Annotated in this window: 19 protein-coding genes; 11 read left to right on the top strand and 8 right to left on the bottom strand. The window is 68.9% G+C overall.

Features of this window, described 5'->3' with window-relative positions; all coding sequences use genetic code 11:
• Window positions 1-123: 123 nt before the first annotated feature.
• Both GOALK_RS07530 and htpX read left to right on the top strand, forming a co-directional pair.
• Window positions 124-615, top strand: a complete 492-nt coding sequence (locus GOALK_RS07530) for a YajQ family cyclic di-GMP-binding protein (protein WP_006358209.1) — start codon at window positions 124-126, stop codon at window positions 613-615.
• 201 nt (window positions 616-816) lie between these two features.
• On the top strand, window positions 817-1,674 hold the full coding sequence (gene htpX, locus GOALK_RS07525; protein WP_006358208.1) for a zinc metalloprotease HtpX: 858 nt from the start codon (window positions 817-819) through the stop codon (window positions 1,672-1,674).
• 49 nt (window positions 1,675-1,723) lie between these two features.
• Here the strand turns inward: htpX and GOALK_RS07520 are convergent, their stop codons facing one another.
• Window positions 1,724-2,740 carry a polyprenyl synthetase family protein gene (locus tag GOALK_RS07520; RefSeq protein ID WP_006358207.1) on the bottom strand — a complete coding sequence of 339 codons (1,017 nt, stop codon included), beginning with the start codon at window positions 2,738-2,740 and terminating at the stop codon, window positions 1,724-1,726.
• Window positions 2,741-2,859: 119 nt separating this feature from the next.
• Between GOALK_RS07520 and GOALK_RS07515 the strand changes: the two genes are divergently transcribed.
• Window positions 2,860-4,131, top strand: coding sequence for a geranylgeranyl reductase family protein (locus tag GOALK_RS07515; protein ID WP_006358206.1), 1,272 nt, complete (start codon window positions 2,860-2,862; stop codon window positions 4,129-4,131).
• Window positions 4,132-4,349: 218 nt separating this feature from the next.
• A complete protein-coding gene (locus GOALK_RS07510) occupies window positions 4,350-5,357 on the top strand; it encodes an oxygenase MpaB family protein (protein WP_006358205.1) in 1,008 nt (335 codons plus the stop codon).
• Window positions 5,358-5,390: 33 nt separating this feature from the next.
• On the opposite strand, the gene GOALK_RS07505 is transcribed toward GOALK_RS07510, so the two are convergent.
• Together GOALK_RS07505 and GOALK_RS07500 are read right to left on the bottom strand one after the other, a co-directional pair.
• The gene (locus GOALK_RS07505) at window positions 5,391-6,098 is read right to left on the bottom strand and encodes a demethylmenaquinone methyltransferase (protein ID WP_005199624.1); all 708 of its coding nucleotides are present in this window, start codon (window positions 6,096-6,098) and stop codon (window positions 5,391-5,393) included.
• 67 nt (window positions 6,099-6,165) lie between these two features.
• A complete protein-coding gene (locus GOALK_RS07500) occupies window positions 6,166-7,320 on the bottom strand; it encodes a glycosyltransferase family 4 protein (protein ID WP_040004055.1) in 1,155 nt (384 codons plus the stop codon).
• Window positions 7,321-7,428: 108 nt separating this feature from the next.
• Between GOALK_RS07500 and GOALK_RS07495 the strand changes: the two genes are divergently transcribed.
• Window positions 7,429-8,046 carry a Type 1 glutamine amidotransferase-like domain-containing protein gene (locus GOALK_RS07495; RefSeq protein WP_035753286.1) on the top strand — a complete coding sequence of 206 codons (618 nt, stop codon included), beginning with the start codon at window positions 7,429-7,431 and terminating at the stop codon, window positions 8,044-8,046.
• Here the strand turns inward: GOALK_RS07495 and GOALK_RS07490 are convergent.
• Together GOALK_RS07490 and menD are read right to left on the bottom strand one after the other, a co-directional pair.
• The gene (locus GOALK_RS07490) at window positions 8,033-8,551 is read right to left on the bottom strand and encodes a hypothetical protein (protein ID WP_006358202.1); all 519 of its coding nucleotides are present in this window, start codon (window positions 8,549-8,551) and stop codon (window positions 8,033-8,035) included. The two genes, GOALK_RS07495 and GOALK_RS07490, sit on opposite strands and share 14 nt — an antisense overlap.
• A 53-nt stretch (window positions 8,552-8,604) precedes the next feature.
• Window positions 8,605-10,293: a 2-succinyl-5-enolpyruvyl-6-hydroxy-3-cyclohexene-1-carboxylic-acid synthase gene (menD, locus tag GOALK_RS07485; RefSeq protein WP_006358201.1), complete on the bottom strand. Its 1,689-nt coding sequence runs from the start codon at window positions 10,291-10,293 to the stop codon at window positions 8,605-8,607.
• Window positions 10,294-10,355: 62 nt separating this feature from the next.
• On the opposite strand from menD, the gene GOALK_RS07480 reads away from it, so the two are divergent.
• The 4 genes from GOALK_RS07480 to GOALK_RS07465 all read left to right on the top strand — a co-directional run bounded on the left by GOALK_RS07480 (window position 10,356) and on the right by GOALK_RS07465 (window position 14,074).
• Window positions 10,356-10,973 (top strand): class I SAM-dependent methyltransferase, encoded by a 618-nt coding sequence (locus GOALK_RS07480; RefSeq protein WP_035753291.1) that lies wholly within the window; start codon window positions 10,356-10,358, stop codon window positions 10,971-10,973.
• 63 nt (window positions 10,974-11,036) lie between these two features.
• The gene (locus GOALK_RS07475) at window positions 11,037-12,113 is read left to right on the top strand and encodes an AbrB family transcriptional regulator (RefSeq protein ID WP_006358199.1); all 1,077 of its coding nucleotides are present in this window, start codon (window positions 11,037-11,039) and stop codon (window positions 12,111-12,113) included.
• 48 nt (window positions 12,114-12,161) lie between these two features.
• Window positions 12,162-13,469 (top strand): saccharopine dehydrogenase family protein, encoded by a 1,308-nt coding sequence (locus GOALK_RS07470; RefSeq protein WP_006358198.1) that lies wholly within the window; start codon window positions 12,162-12,164, stop codon window positions 13,467-13,469.
• Window positions 13,470-13,627: 158 nt separating this feature from the next.
• Window positions 13,628-14,074 carry an Hsp20/alpha crystallin family protein gene (locus GOALK_RS07465; RefSeq protein ID WP_006358197.1) on the top strand — a complete coding sequence of 149 codons (447 nt, stop codon included), beginning with the start codon at window positions 13,628-13,630 and terminating at the stop codon, window positions 14,072-14,074.
• A gap of 139 nt (window positions 14,075-14,213) precedes the next feature.
• Here GOALK_RS07465 and GOALK_RS07460 read toward each other — a convergent pair whose 3' ends face one another.
• On the bottom strand, window positions 14,214-15,389 hold the full coding sequence (locus GOALK_RS07460) for an EAL domain-containing protein (RefSeq protein ID WP_035753421.1): 1,176 nt from the start codon (window positions 15,387-15,389) through the stop codon (window positions 14,214-14,216).
• 492 nt (window positions 15,390-15,881) lie between these two features.
• Between GOALK_RS07460 and GOALK_RS07455 the strand changes: the two genes are divergently transcribed.
• On the top strand, window positions 15,882-17,018 hold the full coding sequence (locus GOALK_RS07455) for a GGDEF domain-containing protein (protein WP_232283149.1): 1,137 nt from the start codon (window positions 15,882-15,884) through the stop codon (window positions 17,016-17,018).
• Here GOALK_RS07455 and GOALK_RS07450 read toward each other — a convergent pair.
• The gene (locus GOALK_RS07450) at window positions 16,964-17,725 is read right to left on the bottom strand and encodes a hypothetical protein (RefSeq protein WP_035753293.1); all 762 of its coding nucleotides are present in this window, start codon (window positions 17,723-17,725) and stop codon (window positions 16,964-16,966) included. The two genes, GOALK_RS07455 and GOALK_RS07450, sit on opposite strands and share 55 nt — an antisense overlap.
• Window positions 17,726-17,896: 171 nt before the next feature.
• Here GOALK_RS07450 and GOALK_RS07445 point away from each other — a divergent pair, with 171 nt between their 5' ends.
• Window positions 17,897-19,999 (top strand): Rv1355c family protein, encoded by a 2,103-nt coding sequence (locus tag GOALK_RS07445; protein WP_006358193.1) that lies wholly within the window; start codon window positions 17,897-17,899, stop codon window positions 19,997-19,999.
• 39 nt (window positions 20,000-20,038) lie between these two features.
• On the opposite strand, the gene GOALK_RS07440 is transcribed toward GOALK_RS07445, so the two are convergent.
• On the bottom strand, window positions 20,039-20,689 hold the full coding sequence (locus tag GOALK_RS07440; protein WP_006358192.1) for a PaaI family thioesterase: 651 nt from the start codon (window positions 20,687-20,689) through the stop codon (window positions 20,039-20,041).
• Window positions 20,690-20,723 lie beyond the last annotated feature (34 nt).

Here is a 20,723-nt window from a genome sequence, read left to right as displayed (position 1 = left end):
CGAGCGCTGCCGGTCGGGCGTCGTCCCCTCTGCCGGTCGAGCCGCGTACCTGTGCCGGTTGGGCTACGTCGAAACCCCGCCACGCACCCAGTCCACCCGAGGCGATGACATAACCTGTCGGACATGGCTGATTCATCGTTCGACGTGGTGAGCAAGGTCGACCGCCAGGAGGTCGACAACGCCCTCAACCAGGCTGCCAAGGAGCTGTCACAGCGCTACGACTTCCGCGGCACCAACACCGGTATCGAGTGGTCCGGCGAGGAGACGATCGTGATCACCTCCGACGCCGAGGAGCGCGCGCAGGCCGGTCTCGAGGTGTTCAAGGAGAAGCTGATCCGCCGCGACATCTCGCTGAAGGCGTTCGACGCCGGCGACATCGTCGGTTCCGGCAAGACCTTCAAGATCAGCGGCAAGCTGGTCCAGGGCATCGACTCCGAGCACGCGAAGAAGATCTCCAAGAAGATCCGCGACGAGGGCCCCAAGGGCGTCAAGGCACAGATCCAGGGCGACGAGCTGCGCGTCTCGAGCAAGAAGCGCGACGACCTGCAGGCCGTCATCGCCCTGCTCAAGGGCGAGGACTTCGGGATCGCCCTGCAGTTCGTCAACTACCGCTGACATTCACGCCGACATCCCCGCCCGCGATCCCCTGGCGGGCGGGGATGAGAGCTCGTCGACCCCACCGAGCATGACGCCCGGCGGCCGCAGATGTGTGCAAGATCGCACCGCGGGCCGTCGGAAACCCAAACGGACACTGCGTCGTTTGAATGAACGAGGCGCCTTCATCCTGGTTCGGCGCACGACAGACGAGGACCCCCGATGCATTTCAACGGATTGAAGACCGCAGCCCTACTGGGTGTGATGTCGGCGATCATCGTCGGAATCGGTGCCCTGTTCCAGAGCCCGCTGATCCTCTGGGGCTCGGTGATCGTCGCCGTGGGCATGAACGCCTACGTGTACTTCAACAGCGCCAAGATGTCCCTGAAGGCGATGCACGCCCAGCCCGTCACCGAGCTGCAGGCGCCCGTCATCTACCGGATCGTGCGCGAACTGGCCACGGCCGCCCACCAGCCGATGCCGGCGCTCTACATCTCCCCCACCGAGTCGCCCAACGCCTTCGCGACGGGCCGCAACCCGAAGAACGCTGCCGTGTGCTGCACGACGGGCATCCTGCAGCTGCTCGACGAGCGGGAACTGCGCGCGGTACTCGGTCACGAGCTGTCCCACGTCTACAACCGCGACATCCTGATCAGTTCCATCGCCGGTGCGATGGCCGCGGTGATCAGCGGTCTGGCGAACTTCGCGATGTTCATGGGCGCCTTCGGCGGCCGCGACAACGGCCCCAACCCGCTCGCGATGATCCTCATCGCGTTCCTGGGACCCATCTCGGCCACGCTGGTGAAGATGGCGGTGTCGCGGTCACGTGAGTTCCAGGCCGACGAGTCGGGCGCCGAGCTGACCGGTGACCCGCTGGCACTCGCCTCCGCCCTGGCGAAGATCTCCGGCGGCGTCCAGGCCGCGCCGTTGCCACCGCAGCCCGACATCGCCGCGCAGTCGCACATGATGATCGAGAGCCCGTTTCGCGCCGGCGATCGCATGGCGAAGATGTTCTCCACCCACCCGCCGACCGCCGAACGCATCCGACGTCTTCAGGAGATGGCCCGCAACGGCCGCTAACCCTGCTGGTTGAGCAGGCGACGAGCGCAGCGAGGAGGCGTGTCGAAACCTACCCGACGCGGTCGATGGTGTAGTCCACCAACGACGAGAGCGCCTTGTGTGCCGGGGTCTCCGGCAACTCGGCGAGCATCGCGTGGGCCTCGTCGGCGAAGCTCTGCAGCTTCGCGCGTGCCGCGGCCATGCCGGCCGACGATTCGAGCAATCGAAGAGCCTCGGCGACCTCGGCGTCGTCGGTGAGCGGCCGTGAACCGCCGTCGGGACCGACGAGGAGTTCACGCAACCGCGCCGACGTCGCGTCGTCTCCGGTGAGCGCGTAGAGCACGGGCAGGGTGTGGACACCCTCGCGCAGGTCGGTACCCGGGGTCTTGCCCGAGTCGACCGACACCGAGCTGATGTCGATGATGTCGTCGGACACCTGGAAGGCGACGCCGACGATGTCGCCGATCTTGGAGAGTCGTTCGATGTCGTCGGTGGTCGCGCCGGAGGCCATCGCGCCGAACCGTGCGGCGGCCGCGATCAGCGAACCGGTCTTCTCCCACACCACCTGCAGGTAATGGTCGATGGGGTCCGCGCCGGGCTTCACGCCGACGGTCTCCCGCATCTGGCCGGTGACGAGTTCGGCGAAGGTCTCGGCGATGATGCGCACCGCCTCGGGACCCAGCGTCGACACCAGTCGCGAGGCGCGCGCGAACAGGAAGTCGCCGGAGAGGATCGCGATCGAGTTCGTCCAGCGGGCGTTGGCGCTCGGGGCGCCGCGACGCATCGAGGCCTCGTCCATCACGTCGTCGTGGTAGAGCGTCGCGAGGTGGATCATCTCCACGACGGTGGCCGAGGTGATCACGTCCTCCGAGTCGGGACGCGGCCCGAACTGCGAGGCGAGGATTGCGAACATCGGCCGGAACCGCTTGCCGCCGGCCTTGGCCAGGTGCGTCGCCGCCTCGGTCATGACCTCGTCTCCGGATGAGAGCTCACCCAGGAGCAGGTCCTCGACCTTCTGCAACGAGGAGCGCACCGTTTCGGCGAACTCATCCGATACCAGGTCCAACCCGGCGAATATGGACTTCACAGCTACGCCGCCCCATCTCGTCTGATCCGGCTAATGTGTGTCGGCGGAGGCCCGAGTGTCCTCGTGACCCCACCTGCCTGCCGAGCCTATCCGGTCCGGGGTACGGACATACTGTTCGGGTGAGCCCTGAGAAATCGACGCCCCGGGATGTCTCCTTCCCCGATCACGCCGACGTGTTGGTGGTCGGCGCGGGACCGGGCGGATCGGCGGCGGCAGCACATGCCGCGGCGGCCGGTCGTGACGTCGTCCTGGTCGACGCCGCGGTGTTCCCGCGCGACAAGACGTGCGGCGACGGACTCACCCCGCGCGCGATCGCCGAACTCGACGCACTCGGCCTGGGTTCGCTGGTGGCCGACCGGCCCCGCATCGACGGCCTACTCCTCAACGGGTGGGGTGCGCGGCAGCAGGTCCGCTGGCCATCGGGCCGCTTCCCCGCGTACGGCAGCGCGGTCGCACGGACCGAGTTCGACGATGCGATCCGGGCGCACGCGGTGTCGTCTGGTGTCGCCATGGTCCAGGGCGCCAAGGCCGTCGACGTGACGATGGACGGCGACCGGGTCGGCGCGGTGACATTCTCCGCGGGCGGCACCACCCATACCGTGCGGGTGACCGACCTGATCGTCGCCGACGGGGTGCGGTCGGGACTCGGCAAAGCCCTTGGGCGCGAATGGCATCGAGACACCGCCTACGGTGTCGCGGCTCGAGCGTACGCACCGTCGGGCCGGGCCGATTCCCACTGGATGGGTTCACATCTCGAGCTTCGCGGCCCCGACGGCGACCTCCTCCCCGGCTACGGCTGGGTGTTTCCGCTGGGCAGCGAGGGCGGGGGTCTGGTCAACGTCGGCGTGGGGGCACTGGCCACGTCGAAACGCCCGGCGCACATGGCCCTTCGGCCGATCCTCGAGCACTACGCGACGATGGTCCGCGACGAGTGGGCTCTCGACGGACCGCCGGTCCGCATCGCGTCGGCACTGTTGCCGATGGGCGGTGCGGTGACCGGCGTCGCGGGCCGCAACTGGGTACTCATCGGCGACGCCGCCGCTTGCGTCAACCCGCTCAACGGCGAGGGCATCGACTACGCGATGGAGACCGCCCGGCTCGCCGTCGAACTCCTCGGCGCCGACGACTACACCGACCGCTGGCGCGACATCCTCGTCGGCCACTACGGGCTCGCGTTCTCCGCCGCCCGACGCCTCGCCGGACTCCTCACGATGCCGCAGACCGTGCCCACGCTCGGCCGTCCCGGCATCCGCTCCCCGCAACTGATGTCGCTGGTCGTCCGTGTCATGGGCAATCTGATCACCGACGAGGACACCGACCTCGTGGCCCGCGCCTGGCGGACCGTGGGCCGCGTCTCCAACCGGATCGATCCGCGGCCGCCGTTCGCCTGAGGGCCCGAACTCCCGCGTGCGGGTTTCCCTCCCGCGGTGTCGTTTCCTTCCCGCGTGCGCTGTCCGGCAAGCGGGAAGGAATTGGTCCCGCGGGAAAATCTGCGACGTCTCACCACCCCCGGTACCTAATGAGACGTTGAGGCGGTACTGTTCCAACAGTGTGGCGCCGACCACACCGTGCAACAATCGAGACCACCCGCCGACCCTGGAGATGGAACATGTCCACCGCATCCACTCTCGCCACCCGCGCCAAGCACGCCGTCCAGAACCGGGTGGCGCAGCGCTATCACCTGCGTGGCGACATCGATCGCATGGACGCCGACCACGACCCCACGGCCGTCGCCCGGGCGCTGGCCACCCAGGAGTTCCCCTGGGGCATCACCCAGGCGCTGAGCTTCGCACTGTTCCGCACGTACGCGGTGCCGTCCATCGGTGACCTGCTGTACAAGACGAGCCAGTTCACCGAGTCGACGCAGAAGCGCTACGACGACACGGTGCTCCTGCTCGACGCCCCGATCGAGCACGGCGTCGACAGCCCCCTCGGCCGCGCCGGCATCCGCCGCATCAACCAGATGCACGGCATGTACGACATCCCCAACGGCGACTTCCTCTACGTGCTCTCGACTTTCGTGGTGTGCCCGGTCGAGTGGGTCAACGCCTACGAGTGGCGCAAGCTCACCAACCACGAGGTCCGCGGCCTCACGAACTACTACCGCCGCGTCGGGCAGCTCATGGGCATCAAGGACATCCCGGAAACCTACGAGGGTTTCAAGCAGTTCTACGAGGACTACGAGACGGCCAACTTCGCCTTCAGCGCCGACGCCCTGGCGGTCGCGGACTCGACGCTGGACCTGCTGGGCACCTTCATGCCCTACAAGCTGCTCCCCCGCGCGGTGGTGCGCCGGATGTCGTTCGCGCTCATGGACGATCGCCTGCTCACCGCGTTCAAGTACCCGAAGCCGACCCTCGTCGAACGCATCCTGGTACGCGGCGGCCTGAAGGCCCGTGGCCTCGCGATCCGGCTGTTCTTCCCGCCGCGGGCCGAGCCGCTGTTCGGCCGCCAGACCAAGCAGATCCGCAGCTACCCCAACGGTTACCGCCTCGAGGAGCTCGGCACCTTCGGCGCGGGCTGCCCGGCACCGAAGGGCGAGAAGGCCGGCGCCGCAGGCTGCCCGGTTCCGCACGAACTCCTCACCGAGGATGCGCAGCAGGCCGCCGGTTCCTGACCACCCCCTCGCCGCCGCAGTCGGCGAGGAGTCTCAGGCGCGGGCGGAGTGAATCGCGGCGATGCCGCCGGTCATGTTCTGCCAGCGCACCTGGTCGAAACCGGCTTCGCGGATGAGGTCGCCGAGGGCGAACTGGTCGGGCCAGGCCCGGATCGATTCCGCGAGATAGACATACGCGGCCGGACTGCTGGACACCTTCGTCGCGACCGCGGGGAGAGCCTTCATCAGGTACTCCATGTACACGGTCCGGAACGGCTTGAGCGTCGGCGTGGAGAATTCGCAGATCACCAGTCGCCCACCGGGTTTCAGGACCCGGCGTAGCTCGGCGAGGGCCTTGGGGACGTCGTTGACGTTGCGCAGGCCGAAGGAGATGGTGGCCGCGTCGAAGGAGTTGTCGGCGAACGGCAGCGACAACGCGTCGGCCGCGACCTTGGGTACGTTGCGGTGTGCGCCGGCCTTCAGCATGCCGAGCGAGAAGTCGGCGGCGACGCAATGCGCACCCGACGAGGCGAGTTCGACGGTCGACACCGCGGTTCCCGCGGCGAGGTCGAGGACGATGTCGCCCGGGCGCAGATCGAGCGCCTTGCGGGTCTTCTTGCGCCACCCGCGATCCTGTCCGAAGGACAGCACCGTGTTGGTGATGTCGTAGCGGCGGGCGACGCCGTCGAACATGGCCGCGACCTCGGCCGGATCCTTCTCCAGACTTGCTCGCTGAGGTGGGTTCGCGCCCGTCGATGCCATGGGAGTCACGCTACCGCGCGCCGACGGTGTGACGACCGCGAGGTGGGCCCGGCGATTCTGGTCGCGCTCAGGCGGGTCGGTCGAACTCGGCCGCGACCCCGGCACCCGTCACCGACCGGTAGTGGCCGACGAGTTCGGCACACACCGCAGGCCACGTGCGTGTTCGCACCGCCTGTACCGCCGCCCGGCCGAATGCGGCACGCACCGCGTCGTCGTGCAGCGAGTCGACGATCGCGGGCAGGGCGTCCTCGAAGCGCGCGACCTCGAGCAGGTAGCCGGTGCGGAACGGCGTCACCAGGTCGCGTGGCCCACCGGCGTCGGGCGCGACGACCGGCAGGCCGCTGGCCATCGCCTCCTGGATCGTCTGACAGAACGTCTCGTGTTCGCCGGCGTGCACGAAGACATCGAAGGAGGCGTAGGCGCGCGCCAGCGCCTCTCCCCGGAGTTCGCCGGTGAACACCGCGTCCGGCAGCAGCCGTTCGAGTCGGGCACGTTCGGGACCGTCGCCGACGACCACCAGCCGCACCCGCGGACTCCCCGACAGGCCGGCCAGACGCTCGACCTGCTTCTCCGGCGCGAGCCGCCCGACGAACCCGCACACCAGCGCGTCCTCGCGGCCACGCAGCCAGCCGGTCCGCAGCGCTTCGTCCCGCCGGTCGGGCGAGAACAGGTCGAGGTCGACGCCCCGGCCCCACCTCCGCAACCGCGGCACCCCGCGTGCGGTCAGAGCGTTCATCGTCTCGGTCGACGGGACCAGGGTCAGATCGCACATCTCGTGCAGCTTCCGGGTATACCGCCAGGCCGCCTTCTCCACCGCACCCAGCCGGTAGGCCGAGGCGAACCCGGCGACGTCGGTCTGGAAGACCGCGACCGTCGGCACCCCCAGCGCCCGGGCTGCCGCCGCCCCGGCAGCCCCCACCACGAAGGGTGAGGCCAGGTGCACGACGTCGGGCGCGAAGTCGCGCAGCACCCGATACAGCACCGGCATCGGCACCCCGACCGGCAGGGACGTCACCCGCGGAACCCGCACGGCCGGCACCAGATGCACAGGGGTGCGCCGGCCGACGGTCCGCGGTGCCGACGCACATCCCCGCGGCGTGTCCGGGGCGACGACGACCACCTCGTGGCCGGTGGACTCCAGATGTTCGACGACCCGCAGAACGGAATTGACGACCCCGTTCATCTGCGGCAGGAAGCTCTCGGCGACGATCGCAACACGCATACCCCGACCCTGCGCGTCGGATCTGTCCGGCAGCGGCGAAGCGCGTGACTCGATGCGCAACGCCTGGTGAATTCCCGACGACCCGCGCCGCCGGTGCACAGTGGATGTGTGCCCGACATGGACCTACTGCTGCTGAGCCGCTGGCTCACCCCGGTGCGCGACTTCCTCGTGCCCCGGGTCGGCGCCGGTGCCCGCATCGGCTTCATCCCGACCGCGTCGTCGATCTACCCCGACCAGGCCTGGCTCGACCTCGATCGCGGCAGCCTCCGCGATCAGGGTTTCGAGGTCGTCGACGTCGATCCGGAACTCGTCTCGGCGGCCACGTTCACCCGAGCACTCGGCGAGATCGACGCGGTGTTCGTGTCCGGCGGCAACGTCTTCCATCTTCTCGGCGCGCTCCGCCACGCGGGTGCCGACCGCGCCCTCGTCGACGCGGTCCGGCGCGGACTGCCCTACATCGGCGTCAGTGCCGGGGCGTGCGTCACCGGCCCCGACATCGCGCCGCTCGCGCTACTCGACGACCCGGCCGAGGCAGCGCCCCTGACCTCGACCACCGGCCTCGAACTCATCGATGTCACGGTTGTCCCGCATGCGGAGGGAACCGTCGGCGGACGCGGCCGGATCGATCGGACGCGGCAGGAGTTCGCCGACCATCGGCTGCATTTCCTGCGCGACGACGAAGCACTCGTGATCTCCGGAGGGACCACGACGGTCATCGCGGGCTGAGGGACTCCTCGTCGGCGCCGGCAGAATCGGCGCCGGAAGAATCAGCGTCGGAAGGTTCGGTGTCACCGGCGGTCTCCGCGGTCCGGCGGTTCCGGCGCCGGCTGAACTCCGCGACCCCGACCATCAGCAGGCCGACGACCACCCAGCCGACGACGGCGACGGACAGGCCCGGGATGATCGAGAGCATGGCGGTGCGTCCGGTCGGGCGCGCGAGATCCGGATTATAGGCGGCGTATTCGATGCTGATCCGCTGGCCCTCGCTGAGTTCGGTGGGATAGAGCAGACCGAAGCGCGGACTGTGGAACGAGCCGTCGGGCGTCTGGAAGTCGACTGCGGCGTGCAGCGCGTCCACCGAGACCACCTCGGCCATCACGGTGGCCTTGCTGGCCTCGATCGCGGAGTCGTTCTTGAAGCAGCCGGCGACGAGCGAGAACGCCATCGCGGTGATGGTGATCCCGACGACCAGCAGCCCGAGCTGCACGCGTCGCTGGATCACCGGATTCATGCCGTTCAGGGTAACCGGCCGCCGCGGCGGGTACGGGACCGCCGTCGCGCAGTCTAGACCGCCGACGCCTTCAGACGGGCCGCGATCGCCGCGTGCACCGACCGCAGCCGGTCCCGATCCGTGGCGACCTCGATCACCTCGATGCCGCCGGCCGTCGGGCTCTCGGCGAGGACGCTGCGCAGTTCGTCGACGCCGACGCGCCGGTGCGGGATGTGGAAGCCGGCGCACATCGACGCGATGTCGGTGCGGTGCGGGGTTCCGAAGACGCGCTCGTAGGCGCCGGCGTACTGCCCGGCGTTGTAGCGCGGGTCGCCCTGTTCGAGCAGGCCGAAGATCCCGCCGCCGTCGTCGTTCGCCACGACGATCCGCAGCGAGTCGGGCCGCGGCTCCCCGGGCCCGATGACCAGGCCGGTGGCGTCGTGGATGAACGTCAGGTCCCCCATCAGCGCGATCGTGCGAGCGCCCGGACGTTCGTGGTCGAGGGCCAGTGCGGCGCCGATCGCCGTCGAATTGGTCCCGTCGATGCCGGCGACGCCACGGTTGGACAGGACGCGCACACCCTCGGCGACCAGTCCGGCGAGCGCGATGTCGCGGATCGGGTTCGACGCCCCGACGACGAGTTGGTCACCCGGTGCCATCGCGGCGCTGACCGCGCGGGCGACGTGCAGCCCGGTGGTCGGACCGGGTTCGTCGAGCTCGGCCTCCACCGCACCGGCCACGCGTTCCTGCACGGCGCCGCACTCCTTGATCCAGTCCTCGCGCGGTTCGCCGACCACCTCGATGCGGGTGCCGGTCGCGAAGACGTTGCCCGAGACGTCGGGCCAGCGCGGGCCGGTGGTCAGCGCGTAGACCCGGACCTCGGGGTCGGCGAGCAGCCGCGAGACCCCGCGATGGAGCGTCGGACGGCCGCAGATGATCGCCTGCTTGGGTCGCACAGTGTCCAGTGCGAGCGGGTGCAGCGGCGTTGCCGGATGCGGCGCGGTCGGTTCGGCGACCGTCGGCACGTCGGCGAGCGCGGGATGCTCACCGGAGCCGTGACCGGACACCACGACCGTGTCCAGCGACAGGTCGATGGGCAGCGGGACGTCGAGTTTGCCGACCGGCGCCTGCGTCCACGGCAGGCCGCCGGGACGTCCGGCGAAGGAGCCCAGGTCGTCGTCTCCGACCTCGTCCGGATCGGGCACGAGGGGTTCCCGCAGCGGGATGTCGAACTGAACCGGACCGGCGTTGCCGGTGCGTGCACCGCGCGCGGCGGCGAGCACACGACCGACGGCCGACCGCCACTGGCTGTTGGTGTCGAGGTCACGCTCGGCGAGGCCGAGGCTGATCGCGGCACGCACCTGGGTGCCGAAGAGACCGAACTGTTCGACGGTCTGGTTGGCGCCCGATCCGAGCAGCTCATAGGGCCGGTTGGCGCTGATCACGACCAGCGGGACGCGGGCGTAGTTGGCCTCGAAGACCGCCGGACCCATATTAGCCACGGCCGTGCCGCTGGTCATGACGATCGGCACCGGTTCCTTCGACGACACCGCGAGACCCAACGCCAGATAGCCCGCCGACCGCTCGTCGATGCGGACGTGCAGCCGCAGCCGGCCCGTCGCGTCGGCGGCGTGTAGGGCGAAGGCCAGCGGCGCGTTCCGGGACCCCGGGCACAGCACGGCTTCCCGCACACCACCCCGGATCATCTCGTCGACGATGACCCGCGCCTGCAGCGTCGAGGGATTCGGAACCGGTCGATTCATTCCTCAAGCGTAGGGACTCGAACTCCCGGCGATGCGCCGGGGAGCGGCGTTACGCTGGTCACGTGGGTTTCTATGGTGACCGCATCGTTCCGCATCTGGTCGAGATGACCTGCGGCATGTCCGCGCTGACGCCGCTGCGGCAACGCGCCTGCGCTCCGCTGAGAGGTCGGACGCTCGAGGTCGGTTTCGGCTCGGGCCTCAACGTCGGCGTCTACCCCGACACGATCACCGAGGTCGCCGCGGTCGAACCCTCCGACGTCGGCTGGTCGATGGCCGCCGACCGCGTCGCGGGATCGAGCGTGCCGATCGAGCGCTCCGGCCTCGACGGTCAGAAGCTCCCCTTCGACGACGAATCCTTCGACGCCGCGCTGTCGACCTTCACCCTGTGCACCATCCCCGACCTCGGCGCGGCCCTCGCCGAGATCCGGCGCGTACTCCGACCGGGCGGCACCCTGGCCTTCCTCGAACACGGCCTCGCCCCCGACGAGAAGGTGCGCACGTGGCAGCGTCGGCTCGAGCCGATCCAGAAACGCGTCGCCGGCGGCTGCCATCTCACCCGCGACGTCCGTGCCGAACTGACCGCGGCCGGCTTCGCGCTCGGCACCGTCGACTCCTTCTATCAACCGGGTGTCCCGAAACCCCATGGGGCACTGAGCCTGGGCACCGCTCAGCCCGCCTGATCCCGGCCCGCCAACCTCGACCTCGCACGGCCGACGTCGAGGTGCTGCCCTACTGTGGGCACAATGCGTCGCTGGACACTGCTGGCCCTCCTGACCGCGGCCGCGACGCTGATCCTCGAGTTCTTCGACGTCGACGCGGCGGCCCTGTTCGCCGGTCTCGTCGTCGCCGGCCTACTCGCCATCGCCGGTCGTGCACCCCGGCAACGCAATTCCGACGACGACCCCGACGCCCCGATCGTGCCGCGCTGGGCGTTCGTCTCGTCCCAGGGTGTGCTCGGCGTGTACATCGGGACGATGGCCGAGCCGGAAACCCTGAGCGGACTGGGCTCGACGTGGTTCCCGGTGCTGGTGATCGGTGTCGCGACCCTGGCGATCTCGGTCATCTGCGGCGCACTCCTGGGTCTGCACCGGGACGTCGACCCGCTCACCGGTTCGCTCGCACTGGTGGCCGGCGGAGCCTCCGGGCTGGTCGCCCTCACCCGTGAGTTCGGCGGCGACGAACGGATGGTCGCGGTCATCCAGTACCTGCGCGTCGCGCTCGTCACCGTCACGATCCCGCTCGTCGCCTCCCTCGTCTTCGGGGCCGGCGAGGGCGCGGTCGAGGTCGTCCCGGCGTCGTGGACCGACCAGGCGTGGGGGCTGTTGCTGCTCGTCGTGTGCCTGGGAGTCGGTATCCCGGTGGGTCGACTGCTGCGACTCCCGGCCGCCGGGTTGCTCGGCCCGCTCGCACTGTCGACGGCCGCCGAGCTCGCCGGCATCGCCGGCGACGCCGCAGTGTCCCCGATCCTCCTCACCGTCGCCTATGCGCTGATCGGCTGGCAGGCCGGGCTCGGCTTCACCATGGAGCGGCTGCGCGCGATCGGGCGTGTCCTGCCGTATGCGCTCGTCCTGATCCTGGCCATCGGTGTCGGGTGCGCGCTGCTCGGTGTCGCGCTGTCGGCGTGGACCGGGGAGTCGATGTTCGACTGCTACCTCGCGACCACCCCGGGCGGCATCTATGCCGTCCTGGCGGCGGCGACCGGGGCCGGCGGCAACGTGGCCTTCGTCGTCGCGGCGCAGATCCTGCGGGTCCTCCTCATGCTGTTCGTGGCGCCGTTCGCCGCGCGTGCCGCCTCCCGGCGTGGTGGTCGGGGAAAGTAACTGACTCCCTGGTCACATGTGACCGGCGTCCCACGTAAGGTCGGAAGGATGAGCGGGGAATCCAACACCGAGACAAACAGCAACGAGAACCAGTCCGCAGCCGGCTCGCACGGCCGCGAGTTCGACGTCGTCGTCTACGGCGCCACCGGCTTCGTCGGCGAGATCACCGCGCGGTACCTCGCCGACCACGCCCCGATCGGCACCAAGGTGGCGCTCGCCGGCCGCAACGAGTCCAAGCTGACCAAGGTCCGCGACCGCCTGCCGCTCCGCGCCCGGGACTGGCCGCTGATCGTGGCCGACTCCAACTCGCCGGCCGCGCTCGACGCGATGGTCGCCCGCACGCAGGTCGTCTGCACGACGGTCGGCCCCTACCTCAAGTACGGCGAGGCGCTCGTCGTCGCGGCGGCGACCGCCGGGACCGACTACGTCGATCTCACGGGCGAGGTCCCCTTCGTCCGCTACTCCATCGACAAGGCACACGACACCGCAGTCGCCTCGGGTGCGCGCATCGTGCACTCCTGCGGCTTCGACTCCGTCCCGTCCGACATCACCACCTATGCGCTCTACAAGAAGGTCACCGAAGACGGGGCAGGCGAGATGACCGACACCACGCTCGTGGTGAAGTCGATGCGCGGCGGCCTGTCCGGCGGCACCATCGACTCGATGCGGGTCATCGCCGACGAGGCCAAGAACTCTCAGGCCCGGCGCCTGATGCTCAACCCGCAGGCCCTCTCGGGCGGCCCCGGTGAGGTCCCCCGGGTCAGCCTGTCCGACGAGCCGAGCGACCTGTCGATCATCAACGCCAAGAAGGTCGACCCGTCGCTGCGCGGCACGCTCGCCCCGTTCTTCATGGCGGCACACAACACCCGGATCGTGCGGCGGTCGAATGCGCTGCTGGACAACGCCTACGGCTCGAACTTCCACTATGCGGAGACGATGAACGTGGGCGGGGTCCCGGCCGTGTCGACCCTGGCCGCCGGCGCGGTGGCCGTGGGCACCGGCGCCTTCATGGGTGCCATGAGCTTCGGCCCCACCCGCCGCCTCCTCGACCGCGTTCTCCCGAAGCCCGGCGACGGCCCCAGCGAGAAGTCCCGCAACAGTGGATATTTCGTGGTGGAGACGTTCACCCGGACGTCCACCGGCCGTCGCTACCGCTCACAGATGCGCGCCCAGGGCGACCCCGGATACAAGGCAACCGCCGTGATGCTCGCCGAGAGTGCTCTGGCGCTCGCGCTCGACCGTGACCGCCTGCCGGCTCGCACCGGTGTCCTGACGACCGCGGCGGCGATGGGCGATGCCCTCATCGATCGCCTCCGCGACGCCGGATTCACCATCGACGCAACCGAACTCGGCTGAGCAAGGTCGGCGGACACCGCCGGGAAATCGTCTGGCACTCTCCACCCGAGAGTGCTAGACGAGTGCGGAATCCGGTGCTATCTTCGATGTCAGTACAGCGTTGAGCTGCTCGCCGGACGAGTGGCGGGCAGCCCTTGTGAGACAGGAGGTGAACTGCTGTGCTGCGTTTCGATCCGTTTTCCGACATGGATGCCTGGGCCCGGGGCATGCTGACCGGTTCGACTGCCGGAACCGCGCGTACTCCCAAGTTCATGCCCTTGGACCTCTACAAGGTCGACGACCACTACATGCTCGTCGCCGACCTGCCGGGCGCCGACCCGGGCTCGATCGACGTGAGCGTCGACAACGGCGTACTCACGTTGTCCGCCCAGCGATCTGCACCGTCCGACGAGGGCGTCGAGTGGCTGGCCAGCGAGCGGTTCTCGGGTACCTATCGACGCCAGCTCACCCTCGGTGACCTCATCGACAGTGCCGGCATCTCCGCCCGCTACGACAACGGCGTGCTCACCGTGACCATCCCGGTGGCCGAGAAGGCCAAACCGCGCCGCATCGAGGTGGAGAGCATCAACCATCAGCAGGCGATCGAGACCTCGACCGCCACGTAGTCCGAGAAACCCTCTCCCCGAAAATCATCGGGGACCACAGCGACGGGCCGGTGTGCCGTTCGCGGCGCACCGGCCCGCCGCTGTCGCCACCCTTCGCTGTCGCCTGGCCCTCGGGGCCATCGTCGTGCTGTGGTCCGGCCTACCGCCCCGTCCAGGTGGCCAGCGGTTCGGGCCGACCGAAGAAGAATCCCTGCGCATAGTCGAAGCCGAACTCCGTGAGCACCTCCAGCACATCGTCACTCTCGATGCCCTCGGCCACCATCCGCAATCCGGTGGCCGCCGCCATCTCCGAGATCGCCCGCACCACAGCACGATCGGAATGACTGTGCACGAGCTGGGCGATCAGCGTGCGATCGACCTTCAGGACATCGACGGGCAGATCGCGGACGTAGCGGAGGGCCGAGAAACCGGCGCCGAGGTCGTCGACGCAGATCGTGCACCCGAGGTCGTGCAAGCCGTTGACGGTCCGGGCCGCCGAGGTCTCGAGCCGGACCACCTGATCCTCGCGGACCTCGATCCACACCCGCGCCGGGTCGACACGGTGGTCGCGGATCAGACCGTCGATGTAGCAGACGAGACCCTCGTCGGAGAGCTGCTGTCCCGAGAGGTTGAGCGAGACGAAGGCCTCGTCCCCCGCCGTCTCGGTGATGTCGGTGGCCAGATCCCGGATGGCCTCCCCGATGGCGTGCCGCCCGATCGGCGCGAGCAGCGAGATACCCTCGGCCACTGCGAGAAACGCATCGGGGGCGAGAACGCCGGATTCGGTGTGCCACCGCAGCAGCGACTCATAACCGACCACCCGCCGGTCCGCCATCGCGACGATCGGTTGATAGAAGACCGAGAAGTCGCGCTCCACCGACCGGGTGAGCCAGGCCGCGAGGTCGACCTCCGCGCTGATCTGCCGCACCATGCTCGGGTGCGCGAACTCGACGTGCACCCGCCGGGTGAGCGCGACGCACAGGGCGGCGTCGGCGTGCCGCACCAGGTCGGCCTCATCGGCGCGGAGGTCTGCACCTATGGCGACACCCATGCAGACGTCGAGGAAGGCGCTGCGATCGCCGTCGCTGACGGTGTGCGCGCCGAGTTTGCGCCGGGTCGCGTCGATGAGCGCGTCGTGGCCGCCGTCGTCGACGGAGAGGGAGATCAGCCACTGCAGGTCCGAGCGGCGTTCGAACCGGGCGCGCGGACTGATCGGTTTCAGGACCTGCTCGACGAACCGTTCGGCGATCGACACGGCGGCCTGATGCCCGTAGGCGACGACAGCGCGGTGATAGGGGTCCACCGAGACCGCGATCACCGTTGCGTCGCGGTTCAACACTCCATCATCTGTCTCGTCCGATCCCCCCGGCCGCGGCCCGATCGCCACGTCCCGCCGTGGGCGAGACTTTACTCGCAGACCCCGCGGTTCTGTAGCGCACGACCCGCGCCGGGTCGCGGTCGAAGAACTGCGGATTCGGTCGGAGGAATTCGACCGCGTCGATTGGTGTCGACAATCACGCCGGCACGCGCGAGCGACAGCCCGGCCGTAGAATTCCGGGGTCCCGGTATCGGACGACGTGTGCGCCGACACTTTCTCTTTTCCTCAGATCTCAGCAAACAATTAGAAAGGCTAGAAAACGACTGGTAGGGTAGTCGCAACTCCTGGGTGCGATGCCACTGAAGGATTCGTTCGTTCCGGTTACGATTTTGTTTTCGCAAATCCCATGTTCGGAGTATCCGTGACCGCATGCGCGGTCAAAGCGACGGAAAGCGGTCCCGGCGTATGGCCTTGATCAGGAATGTGATGCGGCGCTACGACGCGCGCTCCATGGCAACGCTGATCAGCACCGGTGGCGTATTGCCCCTGCCCCTCATCGCTCTGCTCGCACCCCACACCATCAAGCCCGGCAAGATGGTTCTCCTGATGGCCATCTGGACGTTCATCGCCCTGATCTTCGCCGTCACCGCTCTGCGTCGCCGGCTGACCGACCCGCAGTTCGCGGTCCTCGGCGGTCTCGGAATCGCCGGCATCGGCGGCACGTCGCTGATCCTCGCCGATCCCCTGACCGCGGCCCTGGTGCTGGCCATCGTGGCCGTCATCCCGGCGATCGGCGCGATCACCGCCTCGCCTCGGCTCATCCTGTCTCATCTGGCGTTGGCCAGCGCGTGCACCGCGGTCGTCCTCGCGACCCTCGCGCACACCGTTCCCACCTTCCTGATCAGCTTCGGCGCGATGTTCGGGGTCATCGTCGTTCCGGTGTTCCTCGTGGTGGCGCTCCGGAAATCGATGGAGGCCGTTCTCGACCAGCAGACCCGACTCTGCGGCATCGACCCGTTGACCGGCCTGCTCAACCGTCGCGGATTTCTCATCCGGGCATCGCAGTTGCTGTCGGCCGCCCGGTCCTCGACGGGATGGATCGGCATCCTGTTGCTCGACGTCGACCACTTCAAGCGGATCAACGACGAATACGGGCACCTCGCCGGCGACGGCGTCCTGCTCTCCGCCGCGGCGGCCATCCGCGAGCACGCACCGGTCGGTTCCGAGGTGTGCCGCTACGGGGGCGAGGAGTTCCTCCTCTTCCACGTCGTCCGTGACCAGGAAGAACTCTGGCGCTGCGCCGAGCGCCTCCGCGCCGCCGTCGCCGCGACCGCACCGGTGACGGTCAGCGTCGGTGGTGTCTGCGCACCGCTGATGTCCTCACGAAACGGAAGTGCCCACTCGACCGACGACGTCATCGGCAACCTGCTGGGTCGCGCCGACGAATGCGTCTACCGGGCGAAGGAGAGCGGCCGCGACACCACGGTCATCGACACGATCGATCCGATCGTGTGGAACGACGGCACGTTGAGCTCCCACGCCGCCGAGGATCCGCCGGCCTCGCCGCCGTCGGCGAGCCTGTACGAGGTCTTCTACCAGCGGCCGGCGGACTTGGTCGAGATGGAGACACGTCCGGGCAGGAGCTGAGGCGCCCCCGGGGTCTGCAGGATGTCGGCTTCCATCCGCATTCGACGCCATGTCTCGGGAGAGGTGTGCTCGCGGATGCGTGCACGGTCCCACCACATCAGGCGCGTGCGATACCGCTCGTCGGGGAAGGGGGTCGGCGGCACGGATTCGTCGACGCGCCCACCGCCCGACTGCCAGCGCCGCAGCACATGGTCGGCCGCGGTCGCCATCATGTGGTCGGTGCCCGACATCTCCATGATCACCAGACCCAGCCGCGAGAGCTGGCCCGCCACCGACCGCGCGATCGGCGAGCTCTCGTCCACCCAGGCCGTCTTGACCTCGACGATCCCGCCGGCCAGTCGCGACTCGATCGCGTTCACCAGCTGCACCTGACCGGGCTGTCCGGCCCACTCGACGAGCGCATGCGACTGGGCCGCCGCGCTGAACCGCGGTTGGACGCGCAGACCGCCCCGGACCTGGTCGGCGTCGTCGAGGACCGCGAAGAACAGTGCCGTTCCCGCGCCCGTCGAGACCTCGTCGTAGTCGAGCGCGGCCGCACAGCCGTGCCGTTCGTACGATGCGGCCGCCCCGTTCAGGTACCGATCCCACAACGCCCTCTCACGGCCGGGCGCGGCCGCGATGACCGTGTACTCCGACCCCACCTCTCGGGCGGTGGCATGCAGAACGCCCGTTCGCCTCGCCTCACCGGCAGTTTTCATCGTTTTCATCGCAGGATTGCGCCTTTCGAAAAGGAGGAATTCATTGCGAGATCTCCCCTGACCCCGCGTGTTATGTTGCCACAAGAGCGTTTTTATGCAGGCTCACGAGCACGTTTTCCTCCGGATTCGGCGCCTATCGGTCCGGTTGGCGACGCGTCGTCGAGTAAGCCACGATGAGGTATGCCCTCTGTGCCGGACACCGCCGCCGTCCTCTACTCCGAGTCCGAAGTCCCCGATTCTCTGGTCCACGACGACTCGATCGACGTGGCCGACATGACCGCGGAGACCGCCCGAGCACTCGACGAGATCCTCCCTCCGGTCGACCCCGCGCTCCGGACCGAGAACCCTCGTTTCGCGTACTTTCCCTGGCGGAAATCGCTGGTGAAAATCCCCGGTCCACTGTCTTTCCGTCGCCTTCGACTGGACCGCAACCGGCATAAGCTGACCGCCGCGGATCTCGATGCCGCGGCGAAACTGCGCATCGGTGTCGTCGGATTGAGCGTGGGTCACGCCATCGCCTTGACCCTGACGCTCGAGGGACTGGCCGGCGAATTGCGCCTGGCCGATTTCGACGACCTCGAACTGACCAATATGAATCGAATTCCGGCGACATTGCTGGATATCGACACGAACAAAGCCGTGGTCGCTTCTCGCAGGATTTCCGAAATCGATCCCTATCTGACGACCTCGGTGTTCCCGGACGGCATAACATCGGAGAACATCGACGAATTCGTCGACGGCCTCGACCTCGTTGTCGAAGAATGTGATTCCTTCGATGTGAAGGTGCTGGTCCGGCAACGTTGCCGCGAACTGGGCATTCCGGTGCTGATGGAGACGAGTGACGGCGGAACCCTGGACGTGGAGCGTTTCGACCTCGAGCCGGACCGCCCGCTGTTCCACGGCCTCGCGGGCGATCTCCGCGTCGAGGACCTGGTGGGTCTGGACCGTGCGCATCTGACGCCGCTGGCCGTCAAGGTGCTCGAGCCGGCGCGGGTCACCGCACCGATGGCCGCATCGGCGATCGAACTCGGGCACTCGGTCACGGCCTGGCCCCAGCTGGCCGGCGACGTCCTCCTCGGTGGCGCGACGGTCGCCGCCGCGGTACGACGGCTCGTCCAGGGCAGGCCGCTGCCGTCGGGACGGGTGCGCTTCGACCGCGACACCTGGCTCGACGGTCTCTCCGATCCCCTCCACCGCGCTCTCGACGACGCCGGCGCGACCGGCGAGTCGGCATGCCGTGAGATCCCGGTCGAGCAGATGTCCGACCTCGAGCTCATCACGCACGCAGCGACCCGTGCCCCGTCGGCGGGCAACCAGCAGCCGTGGCGGATCACCGCCGACGACGACTCCGTGACCATCGCCCTGGACCGATCTCGCACCTCGACGCTCGACATCGAGCACCGAGCCTCGGCGGTCGCGGTGGGTGCCGCCCTGCACAACGCCCGCGTCGCCGCGGCCAGCCGGGGCGTGCTGGACGACGTCGAGGTAGTCGCGGACGATCGGACGATCCTCGGACGGGTGCGACTCAAGGGCCTCGGTGCGGGCGTGCAGGCCCCCGAACACGAACGCGAACTCCGTACCCTGCTGGCGCGGAGCACCCGGCGTGGACCCGGGGACGGTTCACCGCTCGGCGACGACGATCTGATCCGTCTCGCCGATGTGGCCGACACCGAGATCACCCGGCTCGTGCCGCTCGCCGACCGTGCGCGGATCACGACCTTCGCCTCGATCTCCGATCGTTCCGACCGGGTGCGCTTCCTGACCCCCGAGCTACACCGCGAGATGTTCGCCGAACTCACCGCCGACCCCGCGGACGGCGCCGGGATCGACATCGCCTCCCTCGACCTGCCGCCGGCGATGGCCGGGATGCTCGACGTGCTCCGCCGCGGCGACGTGATGGCGCTGCTCGACGAGTGGGGCGGTGGTGCCGCTTTGGGCGCCGACGCGGCGGCACGGGTCACCTCGGCCTCGGGAATCCTGCTCCTGGTCCAGCGGGGACGGACACCGGCGGACTACCTACGGGCCGGTCTCGTCGCCGAGCAGCTGTGGGTCGCCGCCGAACAACTCGGTTACGCCGTACACCCCATGACGCCCGCGTTCCTGTATGCGCTCGACGACGCGACGGCTCGCTCGCTGTCGAGCAACCACGGCGACGCTCTCGCCGGTCTGCGTCGCGAGATGGACGAGCTGTGCCCGGTCGCCGACGACGAGGCGGTCACCATCGCGCTGCGGGTGTCGCGATCGGCCTCGCCGACCGTGCGCAGCCGCCGGCTCCACGGCTGACCCGACTGCCCGCCTGACGGGCCGGGTCCGACCGCCTGACTAGGCCTGGCCGGGATTGAGCTTGATGAACAGGGCGTCCATCTCGGCGCACAACCGGTCACCGTCGTGCATGGTGCCCTTGATGAAGACCTTGCGGCCCTCGATCTTGTCCGCCCAGGCGCGCACGCGCAGCGTCGTGTTCAGCGGGGTGATCGAGCGGTACTGCACGTTCAGGTAGGCGGTGCGGCTGACGTGCTGGATCGCCACGGCCGAGGCGAAGCCACCGATGTCGTCGAAGGCGACGGCGACGTGCCCGCCGTGCGCGGCGGCGTTACCGCCGAGGTGGAAGTCGCGGAAGACCAGGTCGGCGACGACACCGTCCTCGGCGGCCTCGACGACCTCATAGGGCGGGAGCGTGATGTTGCCGCGGGACGGCAGGTCGATGCGGGTGCCCGCGGGCGAATGCCACTCGTCGATGCGGACCTTGGCGAGGCGTTCATTGACGGCGGTGAGGTGCTCGATGAGTTCGTCGACGAGCTCGTCGTCGGGGCAGGCGTAGCGCGCATTGTCCATCAGCAGGCGAACCTGCTCGCTGAACTCGCCGTACCGCGGGCCGCCGCGCTCGGTGGTGATGGCCGCATGCGGCCGGAAACCACCCTCGTGCGGGTCTTCCTCGACGGTTTCTACAGCACGGTCGTTCGCTTCACTCACCGGTCAACCGTATAAGAAGACCGATTCGGGGGAC

This window comes from Gordonia alkanivorans NBRC 16433, assembly GCF_000225505.1.
Classification (GTDB): domain Bacteria; phylum Actinomycetota; class Actinomycetes; order Mycobacteriales; family Mycobacteriaceae; genus Gordonia; species Gordonia alkanivorans.
Note: the sequence above shows the minus strand (reverse complement) of the source record. Positions and strands in the feature narration are given on the sequence as shown.